We start from the raw sequence: 17,777 nt of genomic DNA on the forward strand, positions 1-17,777 counted from the left end.
ACCATACGGTTTCATTATAATTTATTTTCTGTTGTTTAATAATTCGTTGGCTATCTTCATGATTTCAGTCATCACATCTTTAAAAGTATCCAGCTTCTCGGGAGCAATTTTTTCCATCACCTTTTTATTAAAGTTGACCACTACTTCCTTAGACATGTTTCTGGAATTTAACCCTTTATCTGTAAGTTTAATGATAACCTCTCTTTTATCAGTGGTTGTCTTTTCCTTATAGATATATCCGTTATCTTCTAAAAGTTTGATGATTCTCGTTAAAGAGGTGGGCTCTATGGCCATCTTAGGGCCAAGATTCGTACTTCGGGTTCCTTCTTTGGGATCTATCTTAAGAAGGGTGAGGGCTTGTACTGCTGTAGAATCATGTTCCTGAGCTAATTCTGTGTACATTTTTGAAACAGCCAGCCAGGTCTGCTTCAAAATTAAATCTACGTTTTCTATTTTATCTTTGTCCATCATTTTTGCGCTAATGGTTTTACCCAAATTTAGTAAATATTATGCATGCATAGTATTTATTAACGTTAAATTTTGTTAATAAGCTGATAATAAACGGATTAAATTGTATGATTAGCATAATACTATGCATGCATAGTATATGAAATAAACAACAAAAACTAAGTATTAATGAATGTTTTCAACGAAATTGATGATTTCTTCAAAGGATTGATATTGTTGTTTGGTGTTATCTTTAGTAATTACCCAAAAATGGTTCTTAAGCTCAAAATGAAATGAAGAAAGATCTTTTTGGAAGTTTTTTTGAAGCAGAGAATATAACATTTCTTTATAAACCTGGGGTGCCGAGATATGAGGAGCTATAAAATTCTCACTCATTTGAAATAAAGAAGTAGTAGTCAGTTCCTCATTCTGAAGCAGAATATCTTCTACAATTCCCGAATATAACTGATAGTTCTTGATATACCATATTTTATCTGCAAATTCTTTTGCCAGCCTCCAGTCATGAGAAGAAAACAGGATAAGTTTATTCTGTTCTTTAGCCAGCTTTCTAAGGGTTTTAAGAATGATAATCTTATTTTTTTCATCAAGATGAGTAGTAGGCTCATCCAAAATAATAATAGGGGAGTTCTGCGTTATAGCCCGCCCGATAAAAGCTTTCTGAAGATTACCATCCGAAAGATTTTTAAGAAGGGTATGTCGATATTGGGTTAACTCTAATTCTTCTATAATGTGAGCGACTTCGTTCCGGTCTTCTTCTTTTAATTCAAAATAAAAAGGATAGTAAATATATTTTCCCAACGAAATAAGGTCTTCAACCGTATAATGCTGCGGGACAACCGATTTTGAAAAAACAACAGCAATCTGCTCAGCAATTTCTTTTACCGAAAACTTTTTTACATTTTTACCATTAATTAAAATCTCTCCACTCTGTAAAGAAATCTGATGGAGAATAGATTTGATTAATGTTGTTTTCCCAACCCCGTTATTACCAATCAACAGACATACATCGCCAAGCTTAATCTCTGCATTAGCATTTGATATTAAAGTAGTATGGTAACCGATGTTAGCTTGTTTGATTTGTAGATGCATATTTGAGATGGTTAAACGCAAGGCGCGAAATATCTTACAAAAATACTGTTTTTAAGGCGCAAAGAATTTGACTTTGCCAGTTTTTTATACTTTTTATAGTTTATAAATGATTGACAACTCTTGTTACTCCATCTTTGAAAACATTGGATTGAAAGTTAAGTAATAATCCTAATTTGCAATTTGTCATTTTTAAATAGGTTAAAAGTTGAGCTTTATGGGTAGGGTTTATATAATCAACTGTTTTTATCTCTAAAATCAATTTATTTTCAATGATAATATCTAACCTGAAAGCATTCTCGATTCTTAAATCTTCATAAACAATGGGGAGCAATTTTTGTTTTTCTACTAAAAGTCCTGCTTTAGTTAGTTCATAAAACATGCATTCTTCATATACATGTTCAAATAATCCTGCTCCAAGTTTTTTATGAATTTTTAAACCCATAACAAAAACAATTCTTGATAATTCATTTTCTGTCATTTGTGGTATTTTAAATAAATATATGAATTGTTGGGTAAACGCAAAGGCGCAAGGGGGGGCTCCTGAATTACGTATATTTTAAGGCGCAAGAAAATCAAAGATTTTCAGGAAATACTTTTGGTATCGATTAGTATATAAAAACTACCATTTTAGCAATGTGGGATTTAATTTTATCGGAGATAAAATCCTTGCGTCTTAAAAACATTATAATTTGAAAATTTCTTTGCGCCTTAGCGTTTACCAACCACAATTAAGTTTTATTTTGCTTTAAAAGCATCATCAGGATCACTGGAATATTGAAAACGGAGCTTATTAGATTCAAGGAATTTAATGTTGGGTAAACGCAAAGGCGCAAGGGGAGCTCCTGAATTGCGTATATTTAAGGCGCAAGAAAATCAAAGATTTTCAGGAAATACTTTTGGTGTCGATTAGTATATAAAAACTACCATTTTAGCAATGTGGGATTTAATTTTATCGGAGATAAAATCCTTGCGTCTTAAAAACATTATAATTTGAAAATTTCTTTGCGCCTTAGCGTTTACCAACCACAATTAAGTTTTATTTTGCTTTAAAAGCATCATCAGGATCACTGGAATATTGAAAACGGAGCTTATTAGATTCAAGGAATTTAATGTTGGGTAAACGCAAAGGCGCAAGGGGAGCTCCTGAATTGCGTATATTTTAAGGCGCAAGAAAATCAAAGATTTTCAGGAAAATACTTTTGGTCTTGATTAGTATATGAAAACTACCATTTTAGCAATGTTGGATTTAATTTTATCGGAGATAAAATCCTTGCGTCTTAAAACATGATCTCCTAAAATTTTCTTGCGTCTTTGCATTTTTCCAAATAAGATCAAACTTTATTTTGCTTTAAAAGAATCATCAGGATCACTGGAATATTGAAAACGGAGCTTATTAGATTCAAGGAATTTAATGTTGGGTAAACGCAAAGGCGCAAGGGGAGCTCCTGAATTGCGTATATTTTAAGGTGCAAGAAAATCAAAGATTTTCAGGAAAATACTTTTGGTCTTGATTAGTATATGAAAATTACCATTTTAGCAATGTTGGATTCAATTTTATCGGAGATAAAATCCTTGCGTCTTAAGAACATATTCATTTGAAAATTTCTTTGCGTCTTAGCGTTTACCAACCCAAATCAGATTTTATTTTGCTTTAAAAGCATCATCAATATCACTGGAATACCAAAAACGGAGCTTATTACGTTCAATGGAATCTGTGTTTTTTCTGCAATAATGGAGAAAAACATCATGATTAGCATTCCTAAAAACATATTCAGGATCCATTGCTGCCATAGTTTGGACGGGTTATAGACCAGCCTGCAGAAATGTGGAACAATAATTCCAATAAACAGGATAGGTCCTAAAAACGCTGTAATAGAGGCGGAAAGGAGAGAAGATGCTATAATAATTAATAGCTTCAGACGTTTTAAATTTACACCCAGGCTCTGTGCGTACGATGTTCCTAAAGAATTTCCGATCAGGGGTTTTATAGTTTTAAAACAGAAAAATAACCCTATTAACACAAGAATTGATAGAATATAAATCTGATTTCTGCTTACCATATTATTAGCTCCAAAAGACCATAGAATATAATTTTTAAGACTTTGGTTTTCGGCATAGAACTGAAGCAGGGAAACAATAGCTCCTGCAAAAGCAGAGATAAGGAATCCAAAAATTATAAGGTAAGATTTATCCTGGAATTTATTAGACATCGATAATAATATCAACATCAGCACTAAACTTCCTCCTATGGCGGATAAGCTCAAAAAACTATTTTGAAGAAATTCAGGAAGGAGGATATCTTGTGAAAAAAAAATGTAAAAAGCTACAGATAAACTGGCTACCGAAGTAATCCCCAATATATCCGGACCGGCTAATGGGTTTTGAAAATATTCCTGCATCAGAAAACCGGAAGTAGGAATTGAGATTCCTGCAAGAAGCATCACAAATACACGATTGATACGGATTTCGGCAATCTGGCTATGGGCAGAATCCTGAAAAAAATCCTGCAGCTCTAAACTTAAAAATCCTGTGTTCAGATTAATGCCAGCAGCTATAATAATAGCTACTACTAATAATAAACACAGGATTCTAAACCTTTTTGACATTATTCAGAAAGAATTTCTGTATATTTTTTACTTTAAAAAAGAATCGATTTTTGAATTCAGTACATCTTCTGTCATCATTCCTAAATACTCATCTGTTTTATCACCCTTTCTCATGAAGGTAAATGGAATAGAGCCACCATCCCATTGTTTGAAGTTACCGGAGAAGAAGGTTGGATCTAATTTTTGTCCATCCAAAAGAATAACGCTGCCGCTCAGATTGTTTTCTACAACAAAATTTTTCACAGCACCATCCCAATCTGATTTTTCATCGAGATTGACAAACGTGAATTTTACAGGTTTCCCTTTCAATTCCTCCATTTTATTTTTAAAACTAGGAATTTCTTTCATACACGGTCCACACCATGTAGCAAAAAAATTCGTCACATATAAAGTATCATTATTTTTGGCTAAATGTTGACCCACATTTTCCGGAGAAAGTTCTTTTGGAACATAGGCAGTTGTTTCAGCAGCCGTATTTTTTGTTACTGAAAGTGAATCTGTAGCGGTATTCTCTGTTTTCTGGCTTTCTTTTTTACAGCTGAAAAGAGCGGTAATAATAAGCGTGGATAAAATTATCTTCTTCATAAATTATTTTTTATCTATTTTTGAATTGAAGTATGGAACAACAAATCTATAAAGGGAAACTGATACAGTTTCATCGGTTAAAAGTAGCGAAAAAGGAAGAACTGACCAAAAATACTTTTTCTCTGGAGTTTGAAATTCCCGAGAATTTAAGGGATAATTTCAAGTTTGAAGCAGGGCAGTATGTGAGTGTAAAGTTTCAGTCTCATGGTGAAGAAGTAATTAATGATTATTCAATGACTTCGGCTCCGTATGAAGGGAAAATTTGTCTGGGAATAAAGGTTAATTCCCCTGAAGGAGCTACTTCGCAGCTATTTCAGAATTACAATGAAGGAGATCAGTTGTTGGTAGGTGAGCCTGCCGGAAGATTTACATTAGGGTCTAAGCCAAGTGAATTCCGGACTATTGTGGCTTTTGCTGGAGGTATAGGAATTACTCCCGTTTTAAGTCATTTTAAAAATATCCTTCATAATGAACCGAGGACGAGACTTTTTTTGTTTTTTGGAAATAAGAGTTCTGAGGACCTGATTTTCAGAGATCAGCTGGATCATCTTGCAAGAACCTGTGGAGACAGACTTCAGATTTTCTATTTTTTCTCACAGGAAAAAACAGCTGACCGCTTTTTCTATGGCAGGCTGGATGAGAAAAAACTGAATTTGATCATCAACCAGATCCTGCATCTGGATGATACTGATGAAGAATCTACCATATGGGATGCTGTAGATGAAGTGCTGATCTGTGGGAAAGGAGAAATGATAAAAACGTTGGCTAATGCCTGTTATCGTCATGGAATTCCAAAAAAGAATATTCATTTTGAGCTTTTTGAGGAATATAATGATGATATTTACCCTGTAGAAAAGGAATTTCCGCTTATTGAAAATATTGAAGTGGAGTTTACGATGATGGGTAAAAAATATACAACAATACTTCCCGATAACAGAGATAAAATTTTGCAACAGCTTCTGATTCAGAAATTTCCTGTTCCTTACTCGTGTAAATCGGGAATCTGTGGAAGCTGTGAATGTTCTTTGGAAGAAGGAGAGGTGGAACTTCTTGAAAATGAGTACCTAACTGAAAAAGAGGAAGGGCAGGGGCATATATTGGCTTGCATGTCTATTGTGAAAAGTAAAAAAATAAAGCTTAACTTTGATCTTAGTTGAGAATTTTTAAAAACATATTTGGTCTCGGTGTCATATCAGTGGAATTAGGAATTTTACTGATATGTTTCTGTAATGTCTGGGTTTTCGGGCTTACGAATGGCCGTACCTATACCAAAATATCCAAGATCCCTCCAAGGGAAATTGCTCTGGTTTTGGGGACATCCCCCAAAATGAGATCCGGGTTGTCTAACCCCTATTTTACCAAAAGAATGGATGCCGCAGCACTTCTTTATCACCATGGGAAAATCAAAAAGATTATTGTAAGTGGGGAAAAAAGCAAAGGGTATAATGAACCTGCTGCTATGAAAAACTATCTGGTGAATCAGGAAGGTGTTCCGGGAGATATTATTGTAGAAGATCCGAAAGGCTTCAATACATATAAAAGTATATTACGGTGTAAAGATATTTACAAGAAGAAAAATGTAATTATCGTTTCGCAGGGATTTCATAATCTTCGTGCCTTATTTTTCGCAAGAAATAATGATATGAATGCGCTGGGTTTTGATGCACAAGATGTAACCAAACCTGAAAGTTTTTACAGAAATCAGGCGAGGGAAATCCTCGCCCGTGTGATTGCTGTAATTTACTTTATTTTAGGCGTTTCTCCGGATTAGAAAGGATATCCAAACGCAATATTAAGAGTCGGTTTAAAAGGTTGGATGTTTTTGATTCTCCATCGGTCTCCTTCCGCTTTATTAGGGTCGTAAATCTTATAAGCAAGGTCAATTCTTGCTGTGATGTAGGCAATATTTATTCTCAGTCCAAATCCACTACCAATACCCATTTGTCCCAGGAATTTATTCAGTTTAAATTCATCATTATATCCGTCATTATGATCACGCAGACTCCAGGTATTTCCAATATCTGTAAATAAGGCTCCTTCATACATACTGTTGAAAGGTATTCTGTATTCAATGTTTGTGGTAAGTTTTACATTATTGGTCATATAGGTACGTACCCTTTCATCAACCTGAGAATCTGCCGGACCTAATCCTCCAAATGCCACCCAGGCCCTGATATCGTTGGACCCTCCATTAAAATAAGACTTAATAATAGGCATATCCTGAGAGTTCCCGTAAGGAACACCCACTCCAATAAACTGACGGAGGACTAGTGTCTGATTTCCATTGAATTTGAAATATTTCCTTGCGTCGATATCAAATTTTATAAATTGAGCATAAGGAATTCCAAATATGGTTTTTTGAGGTGAGGTAACAACTCCGCCATCATTATCTTTTTTGTTGAATAAACTTAGAATATTACCTGCAAGCTCTACTTTACCGTTGAAATAAAAGGCATTAGGATAATCTTTCTTACCAATTTCACTATACACAAAATTATAGATCATAGAAGAAATCAGCACATCCTGGGTCTGTCTGTCTTTATTGACCAATGTTCCTCTAAAGGCTGTTAAAAGATCTGTTCCTTTTTGATCCAGATCATCACGGTATTCCTGATCCTGCAGAAGAAGTTTTGAAACGTCATCAATACTAAGCTTGTTATTCTTATAATCGATTCCAATCTGGGGTCTGTACGCAAAATAGCTGCCGAAAATATCGTCTTTTACCCTTTCATCATTAACAAAATAGCTGTAATAAGCATCTTTGTTTTTTGTTAAACTGATTTGGGTATTAAATAAAGTCAGCTTATGATAAATCTGATCATTCACATTAGCCTGATAGTTGAGCCCCGTATTGAAATTCAGTCTTCCCAGTCCGATATTGTTCTGTATAGATGCTCCCAACAAAATAGAGGAGGTAGGAGTATAACGTTTGGGGATAAACTTATAATAATTGAAAGGAAGTAAGAGCCTTGGGAAATTAAGGGAAGCCTGGGCAGAGATTTCGTATGCTGTGCTTCTTTTATCAATATCCTGTGTACTTCTGATAGATCCGAAAGTTCCGGAAATACTGGTGGATATATTTTCTGCACCCCTGAAAACATTACGGGTCGTAAGGTCTATTGAGGGCGAGATCCCCAAATTTAATAGCTGGGAATAGTTCACATCAGTTCCTACTTTAAGATCATATTTTGGAAGTGGTTTCAATACATACAAAACATCTACAATGCTGTCATTAGGTGAAGTTATCCCACCTCTTCTTAGGGAATCCCGGGCTTTTACAATACTAAAATTGTTCATGGCCATGAAGTTCCTTTTGGTGACATCCAGTTTCTTTTGGTCATAAGGCTGTTTGCTGTCTACAATAACAGCTCTCCATAATGAGGATGTTTTATATTTCTCATTCATTTTATGGAATCGTACCCTTCTTAAGCTGTCTTTAACTGTATTTTTTGGAAAATCTCCGGGTTCATCAACAATAGCGACATCTATATTTCCGAAAGTAGCTACTTTATAGGGACGGTCCAGAGAATCTTTATGGATTTCCAGGGTCAGAGGAACCTGTTTCTTACTCTTAATAGAATCTGCTATAAAATAAACTTCATCATTGGAACTATTGAATTTATAATATCCAAAATCTTTCATCAGATCTGTAATTCTCGTTACTTCTTTTTCAAGAACAGTCTGATCAAGAACTTGCCCTGCTCTTATAAGCGTTTTGTCTTTAAGATGAGAATAGATATTTTTTATACCCTGATCCGGAATATTATAATAATAATCTTTAATATAAGTGGGGTCATTATGTCTGATGAAATAATTGACAGCTGCTTTTTTAGCAGAAGAGTCCAGATCTTGTTTAAATTTTACATCTGCGTCCCAAAAACCTCTGTAGATAAGTCTTTTTTTGATAGATTCAGCACTTTTCTCACTTTTTGTCTGGTCTAAGATTACCGGTGGTGTTCCCCAGTTGTGCAATACACGGTCAAAAAAAAGACTTTTTCCTACACTGCTTTGCATATTGTACTTGATGAATAAAGAATCCCTTAGTTTTTGATTTCTCATCTCCCGGGGATAGGTCATGTATTCATTAAGTATCGTATCATATTTGGGGCTGGCCATATTGTAGAAAGCCAGCGTTAAAGGCATGAAAAGCAGCTGTTTTTTGTTAGGTTTCTGCTGAACGTAATCTTTCAGTTCTTCATCAAAGAATTCTTTCTTATCCTCAAATTTAAAGCTGTTTCTGGTAAGGAGATATTCACCATTCGGAACCTTTTTTGTCGTACTACAAGCATAAAGGAGACCAACAAATGTTGCAAATGATATAATTTTATAATACTTTTGAGGAGAATTCTTATAATGCTTACAGCTCATACAATAAAAATTTTACAGTCTTTAGATAAAAAGAAGTTCAGACAAAAATACAATTTGTTTTTGGTTGAAGGTAATAAAATCATTTGTGAACTTTCTAATTCTAATATTAAAGTTAAAGAAATATTTTCAACCGATCCGCAAAAATTGGACCGTACCGATATTCCTGTTTTCCATATCTCTGAAAATGAGCTAAAAAAAATTAGTTTCCTTAAAACTCCGAAAGATTCTGTGGCAGTATGTTATCTTGCCGAAGAAGAAAGAATGGAAGATAAAAACATTCAGCTTGTTTTGGATGGTATTCAGGATCCCGGAAATCTGGGTACTATTATCCGTCTTGCAGACTGGTTTGGAATAGAACAGATCATCTGCAGCGAAGATACTGTTGATTTCTATAATCCAAAAGTAATCCAGGCCAGTATGGGATCTTTTACCAGGGTAAATATAGTATATACAGATCTTGTGGACTATCTTTCAAAAACGGATAATGTAAATATCGGAACGGATATGGATGGTGAAAGTATTTATAGTTTTGAAAAACCGGAAAAGATAAATCTGATTTTAGGAAATGAAGGAAACGGCATGAGGCCGGAAACGGAAAAACTTCTTCAGAAGTGTGTTACTATCCCAAGATTTGGAAGTTCCCAGTCTACAGAAAGCCTGAATGTATCAATGGCGGCGGGAATTATTTTAGGACAGCTTTTTTCAAAATAGTTATCATATAAAAATATCAGATATCAGACAGGGAACTTAGACAGTAAGTTCTTAAATTATAAATAGCTACTATTTTAATTTAACAAACTGATCTAATGTATAAAGTTCGATATCTGATATCTGGCATCTATATCTTACTATATCAGCTGTTCCAAGCTTGAAACACTTTTATTTTTCTGGTAAACTTCCAGTTTTTTTCTGACGAATTTTAAGGCAATAGGGGCAAGGTATATTAAAGTAACACCTACAAGTTTATTCTTCCAGTTGGTACTTTTCATATTCTTTTTGGCATAGTTTCCTACTATGGCAGTAATGCCCAGTTTTATAAGGCCATCTGCAATATTTCCATTAAATGCAGAACTGGCAATACCTACAGCTGTATTTTTACTGATGAGAAGATCTTTCACTTCTGAGGTGAGCTGTCTTGCGATTACATCTTTTCTCAGGACTACTTTTTCATCTCCGTCTTCATCTACCTTTTCCTGAAGATACTGATCTGTTAACCCATTGGTAAAGGCACTTAAGCTTTCTTTTGTGTTCTTAAAGGTAAGAAGGTTCTCAAGATCATCGATTTCACTCTTAAGCAGTTTTTTCTTTCTTCTTAATTCTTCTATGCTTTCGTATTTTCTGCCCATAGTTTAATGATTTAAAAATTTAATAACCTGATCTGCAACAGTATTGACAATCTTATTTTTAAAAGCAATGACAAAAGCCATTACTAAGGCATAAAATGCAGCAACAATTAAGAATCCATAGGAATAATTATCCAGTGCTTTGCCAATGAGAAATGCAATTCCAAAATTGAAAAGAATAATAAAAAAAGCAAAAGCAACAAGCAGTACTACAAAGTAGGTAATGAGCCCGGCAGAGAGAGAAGACTTTTCAGTAGCTTCTATTTTCAGAAGATCAATTCTCTTCGAGGCGTATTCTTTAATAGTCTCTATCATTGTTTTTTTTTAAAGTTACAAAAAAAGGAACTTTTGTACAAAAGTTCCTTTCTGTAATTTACTTAAAAAAGATAAATTACTTATTTTTTTAGGTCATTCAATTCTGCTTCTACATCTTTCACTACGTCTGCAGTTTTAGAAACAATCTGATCCTTATACTTATCATATCCATCTTTCATGGTGTGCGCTACATTATTCGCTGTTTCTTTGAAAGTGGAAGAGATATTACCATACTGGTCTTTTACTTTTTCAGAAACTTCTCCATATTTATTTTTAGCCTGATCTTTTAAATCATTAGCCTTATTTTTGATTTTCTTTCTGGTTTCTTTTCCTTCTTCCGGTGCGTAAAGCATCCCTAAGATTACACCTGCAGCAGCACCTGCAAGAAGTCCCGCTAATATACCTGCTGTATTTTTTTCTTTTCTAGACATTTATAAGTTTTTTAATAGTTAATAATAGATTAGTTTTTACAGTAATAAAACTTACAATTTGTGTACCAAAGGAGGTTGTAAGCCTATTAAAAATTGTTAAATCTTTTGAATATAAGAAAGCATAAGCTGTATTGTTTCCTCTTTGCTCAGTGTGGAATTATCAATAACAATTGCATCGTCAGCCTGCTTCAGAGGAGCTATTTCGCGCTCACTGTCTATTTTGTCTCTTTCAATAAGATTTTGTTTTACCTGCTTTTTATCGGCTTCAATTCCGAGCCCTTTTAATTCAAGAAATCTTCTGTTTGTTCTTTCATCAATACTGGCAGTAAGAAAGAATTTATAGTCCGCTTTTGGCAGAACTACTGTCCCAATGTCACGTCCATCCATAATAACGCCTCCTTTTTCTGCCAAAGAACGCTGAGCCTGAAGTAAAAAGTCTCTTACTTCTTTTTGCTTGGCTACCACACTTACATGGTCTGAAACTTCATTCATACGGATTTCTTTAGAGATATCTGTATGATTAAGGAAAAGAACCAATGTTCCTTCGTTGTTTTTAAATTCGAGCTCTATTTGATCTAAAGAAGAGAATAATACATTCAGGTCAATGTTGCCGTCTTCATCCAAACAGTGCTGCAATGCATACCAGGTAACGCCTCTGTAAAGTGCACCGGTATCCATATGAATAAGTCCCAATTGATCAGCAATGACTTTAGAGATAGAGCTTTTTCCGGTAGACGAGTACCCATCGATCGCTATTACAGGTTTTTTCATACTGCAAATTTCAAGATTTTTTTTAGAAAATCAAGAAATAATAAGAAATTTTAAGAAGGATTACTATTTTTTTTTATTCTCCTCTATGGCTGGAAAGGTCCATTGATATTCCTATCTGATTGACGTTGGAAGAGTTGTGGTATCTTACATGAGCATAATCTATACGGAATCTTGATACTTTAACTCCAAATCCTGCAGAAAGCCCTGAAAAGTTTCTCTGATCTGCTACAGCGAGTTCATTTCCTCTTTTCACGTTATATCCCAGTCTTATGTTAAAGTTCTTTTCCGGGAATAATTCTGCTCCCAGGGAGAAGTGATCTGCAATCTTTCTGCCGGCATTCACTTTTTGTCCGTCAGTATTAAATTCTGAAGAAATATCAAACTGCTGAAGATCATGAGCCGTAATGGTAACCGCAAGAGGGAAGTTTTTTAATATTCTGGTATATCCCAAATCTACTCTGAAAGGAAGGTTTTCCTTTACTCCATTGAATGATTTTAGCTGGAACCCAAAATTTCTGAGTACAAGGGAAAGAACTTCTTTGTTCTTTTTGTTGTGATAGGTGACTCCTGCCGTTCCTGAAATGGCAGAAGAAGTATAATTATCAATTTTTGAAGTAACAAAATTAATTCCTCCCCCTATTGTCCAGTCTTCTTCAAACTGGTACGCATAGCCTGCTCCAATGGCAACATCTGAAGCTTTGAACTCTCCGTTTTCAAAACCACTTTCATCAGTCCTTGGAATACTTCCATAGCTCATATATCTGGCATTGATAGTGGCCATATGACCATTATCAAAATCTTTGGCATACGCTATGGTTCCGTATTTCGAGTCAGCCAGATAAGCGGTGGCATTAACGGAAAGCTGTTTGTCAGAGTCTTTATTTAACAGGGCTGGGTTTGCAATAGCAAAGGAAACATCATAATCTCTTATCGAAATTGCATCACCACCTAAGGCGGCTTGTCTTGCAGATACAGGTATATTTAAGAACGGATAAACATTTGTTCCTGTTTGTGCATAAGAAACAATTCCTGATAGAAATAATGAAAAAATGATAATTTTCTTCAATTCAATTTATAATTAATGCAAAAATAATCCTTTTTCGTACTTTTCAAAATATTTCTGACATTATTTCTAATTAAATATTTTTCTTTTATCAATATCTATAATGATTATATTTGCAAAATCAAATTTTGGAGAAATCAGCTCCGGTAAATCGTTATTAAAAATAAAAAATGAAATATAAAAGAATCCTTCTGAAACTAAGTGGAGAGGCTTTAATGGGTAACAGACAATACGGTATTGACACTGAAAGACTGCAGGAATATGCTGCAGAAATAAAAAAAGTAGTGGAAAAAGGTTGTGAAGTGGCGATTGTCATTGGAGGAGGAAACATTTTCCGAGGGGTTGCAGGAGCAGCAAAAGGAATGGATAGAGTACAGGGTGACTATATGGGAATGCTGGCAACAGTAATCAACGGTATGGCATTGCAGGGAGCATTGGAAGATGCAGGAATTAAAACAAGACTTCAGTCTGCTATCGAAATGGATAAAGTAGCTGAGCCTTTTATCAAAAGAAGAGCCGTAAGACACCTTGAGAAAGGAAGAGTGGTCATCTTTGGAGCTGGAACAGGAAATCCTTATTTTACAACAGATACAGCAGCTACTTTGAGAGCTATCGAAATTGGTGCTGATGTTATTTTAAAGGGAACAAGAGTAGACGGAATCTATGATAGTGATCCTGAAAAGAATGTGGACGCCGTAAAATACAACTCGCTATCTTTTGATGAAGTATTTGAAAAAAATCTTAAAGTAATGGACATGACAGCTTTTACTTTGAGTCATGAAAATAAATTACCTATTATTGTATTCGATATGAACAAAGATGGTAATTTAGAAAAAATTGTTGAAGGAGAAAATGTTGGTACTTTAGTTAATTTGTAATCTGGTAACCATAATAAGTAGGAGATAAGGAAATTTAAAATTCTTCATTACTTATTACCCATCAATTATTAATTATCAATTAGAACAATTAATGTGCAATTTATCAAACTATAATATAATAATGGAAGAATTAGATCTTATATTAGAATCTGTAAAGCAGGATATGGAGGCAGCTGTAAAGCACCTGGATCATGCATTTCAAAGAATCAGAGCAGGACGTGCTTCTACGGCAATGGTTCAGGATGTAATGGTTGAATATTATGGTGCTCCCACTCCGATTAACCAGGTAGCTAATGTTTCTGTGCCGGATGCGATGACCATCTCTATCCAGCCTTGGGACAGAACGGCAATCAATGCCATTGAAAAAGCTATTATTAATTCTAATTTAGGTTTTGCGCCTTCTAACAATGGTGAGAATATTATCCTTAATGTTCCGCCTTTAACGGAAGAGAGAAGAAAAGAACTGGCAAAACAGGCTAAAGTAGAAGCTGAAAACACTAAAGTAACGATAAGAAATGCAAGACAGGATGGCTTGAAGGAACTTAAAAAGTTAGAGGGTGTTTCTGAAGATGTTGTAAAAGGAGTAGAAGAAGAAATTCAGGGATTCACAGACAAATATGTAAAGCTTTGCGATGATCATCTTAAGACAAAAGAAGCAGAAATTATGAAAGTATAATTTTTAGTTTTTTAAATATTAATAAGAGGTTTCCGGTAGGAAACCTCTTTTATTTTCTGTATATCAGAACTTTAATTTTAATTTTGATGAACTTTATGTATTTAATTATATAAAATTTTGAAGTAATACGCTTCCTTACTATAATATTTTGATAGATATTAGCGTTAAATCATTATATTTATAAAATTATTCCTGAAACACCTTAAATAAAGACAGGAAACAAAACATTATAGTGATGACGAGAATTATTGGTGTAGGGAACTACATTCCATCTGAAACGATAACCAATCTATTTTTTGATAAGCATATTTTTCTCAATAAAGAAGGAGTGTTATTAAAAGAAAACAATGCATCGATTACGGATAAATTAAAAAAAATTACGGGCATTGAAGAGAGGAGGTATGCAAGCAGCACACAGGTTACTTCAGATTTGGGACTTATTGCAGCTCAGGCTGCCATTGAAAATGCAGGAATAGATCCTGAAACTTTAGACTACATTATCTTTGCCCATAATTTTGGGGATGTACGCTTCGGGACAGTTCAGTCTGATACGGTTCCCAGTCTTGCAGCAAGGGTGAAGCATTTATTAGGAATCAAAAACAACTTTTGCGTTGCTTATGATGTTCTCTTCGGATGCCCCGGCTGGATTGAAGGTATGATACAGGCTAATGCTTTTATCAAAGCAGGAATTGCAAAGCGCTGCCTGGTAATTGGGGCTGAAACCCTTTCCCGTGTAGTGGATATCCATGACAGGGACAGTATGATTTATGCTGACGGAGCCGGAGCCGCTATTTTAGAAAAGAGTAATGATGACTCCGGAATAAAATCTCACCTTTCTGCTTCCTATACATTGACAGAAAAAGACTATCTGTATTTTGGAAAATCTTACAATAATGAAAAATGTCCGGATACAAAATACATCAAAATGGATGGGCGGAAAATCTATGAATTTGCGCTTGTAAATGTTCCTGATGCTATGAAGAAATGCCTTGATAATAGCGGATATACCATTGATCAGCTCGATAAGATTATTATTCATCAGGCTAACGAAAAAATGGATGAAGCTATTGTTAACAGGTTTTACCAGCTGTATAATACTCCGCTTCCCGAGAATATCATGCCTATGGTAATTCATAAGTTAGGAAACAGCAGTGTGGCAACTATTCCAACTTTGCTTACGATGATTCTTAACGGTGAATTGGAGCAACATGAGATCAAGAAAAATGATATCGTCCTGTTTGCTTCTGTAGGAGCAGGAATGAATATTAACGCATTTGTGTACAAGTTTTAACTGGCATCAATGTTTGACATACAAAAAGAGGTTTCCGCGGTCGGAAGCCTCTTTTGTTTATATCTGTTGTTTGATTTCTCCTTCCGGCCCTGTATTTTTTTAGAGATTGATCATTGATGAGGAAGGATTTGATTTCTTTTCAGGAGAAAAGGTTCCGGTAGCAAAATAGTGTGTACCGTAGAAGATCACATCACTTAAACAGGCTGTTATTGAGCCATATCATTTTATACTTTAAAAAGTAGAAAACTTTAACATTCTATTTTCAGAAATAAAAAAGACCCGGAATTTCCGGGTCTGTACTGTGTTGAATATTCAATTTCAGGTATCTATTGATATCTTTGATGCTCTTTGTTTTTTGAGAACCTCTTAGTAATAGGCTTAAATAATGCCTTATATTTCTCTGCATCGAATAGCTGTGAGTCTGTAAGTGCTTTATACGTCATCCAGATTCCAAAAGGAAGAAGAATGAAATTAGGGAGCCATGCTGCCAGATACGGATTCATTTTTCCGCTCCAGGATAAATTTTCCACTCCTACATTCATTACATAAAAAATGATGAAAATAACAATAGCTATGATAACGGGAAGCCCCATACCTCCTTTCCGGATGATAGATCCCAAACTGGCTCCAATCAGGAAAAAGATAATACAGGTTACAGAATAGGAGACTATTCTTTGCTGGTAAATAACCACCTTACTGAAATATTTTACATTCGTACTGAACTCACTTTTTTTGCTTTCCAGAGAAGTTTTCAGATTATCCAGTCTGTTGTAAGAGTTATAGAGGATTTCCAGCTTTTTGTCACTTTTTACAGTGTCCAGTTTTACCTGTGGTTTGGGAGTTGCTTTATGAGTGTTGCCTCTATCCATGTAGGCAACTACAGAATTGGTCTGCCCCAGGACATCAGCTCCGATATTATCGAAAAACAGTTTATTTTCTTTTTTACTTTTAGCAATGGTTGCATTCAGCTGTCCGTAGGTTTGGAAACGGTAGTCATCTGTAATCTGTTCTTTTTCGATAGCCTGGTTGATAATTTCACTGATATCAAAGTGAGAGGTCAGTGTATCAAATTTAATAGCCTGATCGGGTTGCTTCATTCTTACATTTTCTCCCTTTCCGGCAAAATTGTCCTCAAATACATATCCGTTATGCAGCACCAGTTTTAAGAAGTTCCTGTTGGCTGCCGGAACAAATTTTCCTTTTTCAGCAACAATAGACTGTTGGTTTTCGTAGGTGTTTGCTTTTCTGTGAACAAAAACGCCTTCAATATTTTCACCGTTTTCTCCATAAATTTTATCAAATTTCACCATATAGCCGGGAATCTGATCGATAAACTGTCCGGGAGTGAAGTTAAGCGCCGGTTTAGTCTGTGCAATGTTGAAAAGCATGTTTTTCGCCTTCTTCTGGAAATCGGGAATGATATTATTTGAAAAGAAGAAAAGCATAACCGCCAATATGGTGGCCACCCCCAGGAGAGGCATCATAACTCTCGTCAGAGAAATTCCTGCGGCCTTCATTGCTGCCAGCTCATATCTTTCACCAAATTCTCCAAAGGACATAATACTGGCCAGAAGGATAGTAAGAGGAAGCACCATACTGATAACGCTTACTCCAAGATAAAAAAGAAGTTTAAGGATCTGCCAGTAGCTTAATCCTTTTCCCATAAATTGCCCTAATTGAACCCAGATAATGTTTACAATAAAGATGAAAAACAATACGCTGAATATAAAGAAAAACGGTCCAAAGAAGGTTTTTATGATATATCGGTCTAGTATTTTTAACATGCGCCAAAATTAATCAAAAAGCCGCAAATTTTACTTGCGGCTTTTATATTTTGTTATTTTTTTAACTTAAAAACAGAATTGCGTATTTACAGCCCTGTTTTCTTGCTTT

Annotated in this window: 18 protein-coding genes; 6 read left to right on the top strand and 12 right to left on the bottom strand. The window is 34.9% G+C overall.

What is annotated here, in order from left to right; all coding sequences use genetic code 11:
- Positions 1 to 21: 21 nt before the first annotated feature.
- The 5 genes from MP478_RS08665 to MP478_RS08685 form a co-directional block, all read right to left on the bottom strand.
- The gene (locus tag MP478_RS08665; RefSeq protein WP_373567445.1) at positions 22 to 471 is read right to left on the bottom strand and encodes a MarR family winged helix-turn-helix transcriptional regulator; all 450 of its coding nucleotides are present in this window, start codon (positions 469 to 471) and stop codon (positions 22 to 24) included.
- 162 nt (positions 472 to 633) lie between these two features.
- Positions 634 to 1,557, bottom strand: coding sequence for an ABC transporter ATP-binding protein (locus MP478_RS08670; protein ID WP_257200214.1), 924 nt, complete (start codon positions 1,555 to 1,557; stop codon positions 634 to 636).
- A gap of 100 nt (positions 1,558 to 1,657) precedes the next feature.
- A complete protein-coding gene (locus MP478_RS08675; RefSeq protein ID WP_257200215.1) occupies positions 1,658 to 2,035 on the bottom strand; it encodes a GxxExxY protein in 378 nt (125 codons plus the stop codon).
- A gap of 1,156 nt (positions 2,036 to 3,191) precedes the next feature.
- Entirely contained in the window at positions 3,192 to 4,163 is a 972-nt protein-coding gene (locus MP478_RS08680; protein ID WP_230036722.1) for an iron ABC transporter permease, read from the bottom strand.
- Positions 4,164 to 4,190: 27 nt separating this feature from the next.
- A complete protein-coding gene (locus MP478_RS08685; RefSeq protein WP_230036720.1) occupies positions 4,191 to 4,748 on the bottom strand; it encodes a TlpA disulfide reductase family protein in 558 nt (185 codons plus the stop codon).
- Positions 4,749 to 4,780: 32 nt separating this feature from the next.
- Between MP478_RS08685 and MP478_RS08690 the strand changes: the two genes are divergently transcribed.
- A complete protein-coding gene (locus MP478_RS08690; protein ID WP_230036718.1) occupies positions 4,781 to 5,905 on the top strand; it encodes a ferredoxin--NADP reductase in 1,125 nt (374 codons plus the stop codon).
- Complete coding sequence (locus MP478_RS08695) at positions 5,902 to 6,519, top strand: vancomycin high temperature exclusion protein (RefSeq protein ID WP_230036716.1); 618 nt, start codon at positions 5,902 to 5,904, stop codon at positions 6,517 to 6,519. Before MP478_RS08690 ends, MP478_RS08695 begins: the two co-directional genes overlap by 4 nt.
- Here the strand turns inward: MP478_RS08695 and MP478_RS08700 are convergent.
- The gene (locus tag MP478_RS08700; RefSeq protein WP_257200216.1) at positions 6,516 to 9,116 is read right to left on the bottom strand and encodes an outer membrane protein assembly factor; all 2,601 of its coding nucleotides are present in this window, start codon (positions 9,114 to 9,116) and stop codon (positions 6,516 to 6,518) included. The two genes, MP478_RS08695 and MP478_RS08700, sit on opposite strands and share 4 nt — an antisense overlap.
- Here MP478_RS08700 and MP478_RS08705 point away from each other — a divergent pair.
- Complete coding sequence (locus tag MP478_RS08705) at positions 9,102 to 9,827, top strand: RNA methyltransferase (protein WP_257200217.1); 726 nt, start codon at positions 9,102 to 9,104, stop codon at positions 9,825 to 9,827. The genes MP478_RS08700 and MP478_RS08705 overlap by 15 nt on opposite strands.
- Before the next feature lie 137 nt (positions 9,828 to 9,964).
- On the opposite strand, the gene MP478_RS08710 is transcribed toward MP478_RS08705, so the two are convergent.
- The 5 genes from MP478_RS08710 to porQ form a co-directional block, all read right to left on the bottom strand.
- On the bottom strand, positions 9,965 to 10,462 hold the full coding sequence (locus MP478_RS08710) for a phosphoribosyl-ATP pyrophosphatase (RefSeq protein WP_257200218.1): 498 nt from the start codon (positions 10,460 to 10,462) through the stop codon (positions 9,965 to 9,967).
- A 3-nt stretch (positions 10,463 to 10,465) separates the two neighbouring features.
- Complete coding sequence (locus tag MP478_RS08715) at positions 10,466 to 10,774, bottom strand: phage holin family protein (protein WP_047496002.1); 309 nt, start codon at positions 10,772 to 10,774, stop codon at positions 10,466 to 10,468.
- Positions 10,775 to 10,854: 80 nt separating this feature from the next.
- Complete coding sequence (locus tag MP478_RS08720) at positions 10,855 to 11,205, bottom strand: YtxH domain-containing protein (RefSeq protein WP_047496001.1); 351 nt, start codon at positions 11,203 to 11,205, stop codon at positions 10,855 to 10,857.
- A 96-nt stretch (positions 11,206 to 11,301) separates the two neighbouring features.
- Positions 11,302 to 11,976: a (d)CMP kinase gene (gene cmk, locus MP478_RS08725; RefSeq protein ID WP_230036709.1), complete on the bottom strand. Its 675-nt coding sequence runs from the start codon at positions 11,974 to 11,976 to the stop codon at positions 11,302 to 11,304.
- Positions 11,977 to 12,049: 73 nt separating this feature from the next.
- Positions 12,050 to 13,042 carry a type IX secretion system protein PorQ gene (porQ, locus tag MP478_RS08730; protein WP_257200219.1) on the bottom strand — a complete coding sequence of 331 codons (993 nt, stop codon included), beginning with the start codon at positions 13,040 to 13,042 and terminating at the stop codon, positions 12,050 to 12,052.
- A 167-nt stretch (positions 13,043 to 13,209) separates the two neighbouring features.
- Between porQ and pyrH the strand changes: the two genes are divergently transcribed.
- The 3 genes from pyrH (at position 13,210) to MP478_RS08745 (ending at position 15,884) form a co-directional block, all read left to right on the top strand.
- A complete protein-coding gene (pyrH, locus tag MP478_RS08735) occupies positions 13,210 to 13,917 on the top strand; it encodes a UMP kinase (RefSeq protein WP_257191826.1) in 708 nt (235 codons plus the stop codon).
- A gap of 121 nt (positions 13,918 to 14,038) precedes the next feature.
- Positions 14,039 to 14,593 (top strand): ribosome recycling factor, encoded by a 555-nt coding sequence (gene frr / locus MP478_RS08740; protein WP_257200220.1) that lies wholly within the window; start codon positions 14,039 to 14,041, stop codon positions 14,591 to 14,593.
- A gap of 232 nt (positions 14,594 to 14,825) precedes the next feature.
- The gene (locus tag MP478_RS08745) at positions 14,826 to 15,884 is read left to right on the top strand and encodes a ketoacyl-ACP synthase III (protein WP_257191827.1); all 1,059 of its coding nucleotides are present in this window, start codon (positions 14,826 to 14,828) and stop codon (positions 15,882 to 15,884) included.
- A gap of 326 nt (positions 15,885 to 16,210) precedes the next feature.
- Here MP478_RS08745 and MP478_RS08750 read toward each other — a convergent pair whose 3' ends face one another.
- Positions 16,211 to 17,668 (bottom strand): LptF/LptG family permease, encoded by a 1,458-nt coding sequence (locus MP478_RS08750; RefSeq protein ID WP_230036702.1) that lies wholly within the window; start codon positions 17,666 to 17,668, stop codon positions 16,211 to 16,213.
- Between the last annotated feature and the right edge of the window lie 109 nt (positions 17,669 to 17,777).

The organism is Chryseobacterium sp. WG14, from assembly GCF_024586945.1.
Classification (GTDB): Bacteria; Bacteroidota; Bacteroidia; order Flavobacteriales; family Weeksellaceae; genus Chryseobacterium.

Coding starts and splice junctions, on each gene's coding strand:
- MP478_RS08665 (WP_373567445.1), bottom strand. CDS start 471: ATGATGGACAAAGATAAAATAGAAAACGTAGATTTAATTTTGAAGCAG.
- MP478_RS08670 (WP_257200214.1), bottom strand. CDS start 1,557: ATGCATCTACAAATCAAACAAGCTAACATCGGTTACCATACTACTTTA.
- MP478_RS08675 (WP_257200215.1), bottom strand. CDS start 2,035: ATGACAGAAAATGAATTATCAAGAATTGTTTTTGTTATGGGTTTAAAA.
- MP478_RS08680 (WP_230036722.1), bottom strand. CDS start 4,163: ATGTCAAAAAGGTTTAGAATCCTGTGTTTATTATTAGTAGTAGCTATT.
- MP478_RS08685 (WP_230036720.1), bottom strand. CDS start 4,748: ATGAAGAAGATAATTTTATCCACGCTTATTATTACCGCTCTTTTCAGC.
- MP478_RS08690 (WP_230036718.1), top strand. CDS start 4,781: ATGGAACAACAAATCTATAAAGGGAAACTGATACAGTTTCATCGGTTA.
- MP478_RS08705 (WP_257200217.1), top strand. CDS start 9,102: ATGCTTACAGCTCATACAATAAAAATTTTACAGTCTTTAGATAAAAAG.
- MP478_RS08700 (WP_257200216.1), bottom strand. CDS start 9,116: ATGAGCTGTAAGCATTATAAGAATTCTCCTCAAAAGTATTATAAAATT.
- MP478_RS08710 (WP_257200218.1), bottom strand. CDS start 10,462: ATGGGCAGAAAATACGAAAGCATAGAAGAATTAAGAAGAAAGAAAAAA.
- MP478_RS08715 (WP_047496002.1), bottom strand. CDS start 10,774: ATGATAGAGACTATTAAAGAATACGCCTCGAAGAGAATTGATCTTCTG.
- MP478_RS08720 (WP_047496001.1), bottom strand. CDS start 11,205: ATGTCTAGAAAAGAAAAAAATACAGCAGGTATATTAGCGGGACTTCTT.
- cmk (WP_230036709.1), bottom strand. CDS start 11,976: ATGAAAAAACCTGTAATAGCGATCGATGGGTACTCGTCTACCGGAAAA.
- pyrH (WP_257191826.1), top strand. CDS start 13,210: ATGAAATATAAAAGAATCCTTCTGAAACTAAGTGGAGAGGCTTTAATG.
- frr (WP_257200220.1), top strand. CDS start 14,039: ATGGAAGAATTAGATCTTATATTAGAATCTGTAAAGCAGGATATGGAG.
- MP478_RS08750 (WP_230036702.1), bottom strand. CDS start 17,668: ATGTTAAAAATACTAGACCGATATATCATAAAAACCTTCTTTGGACCG.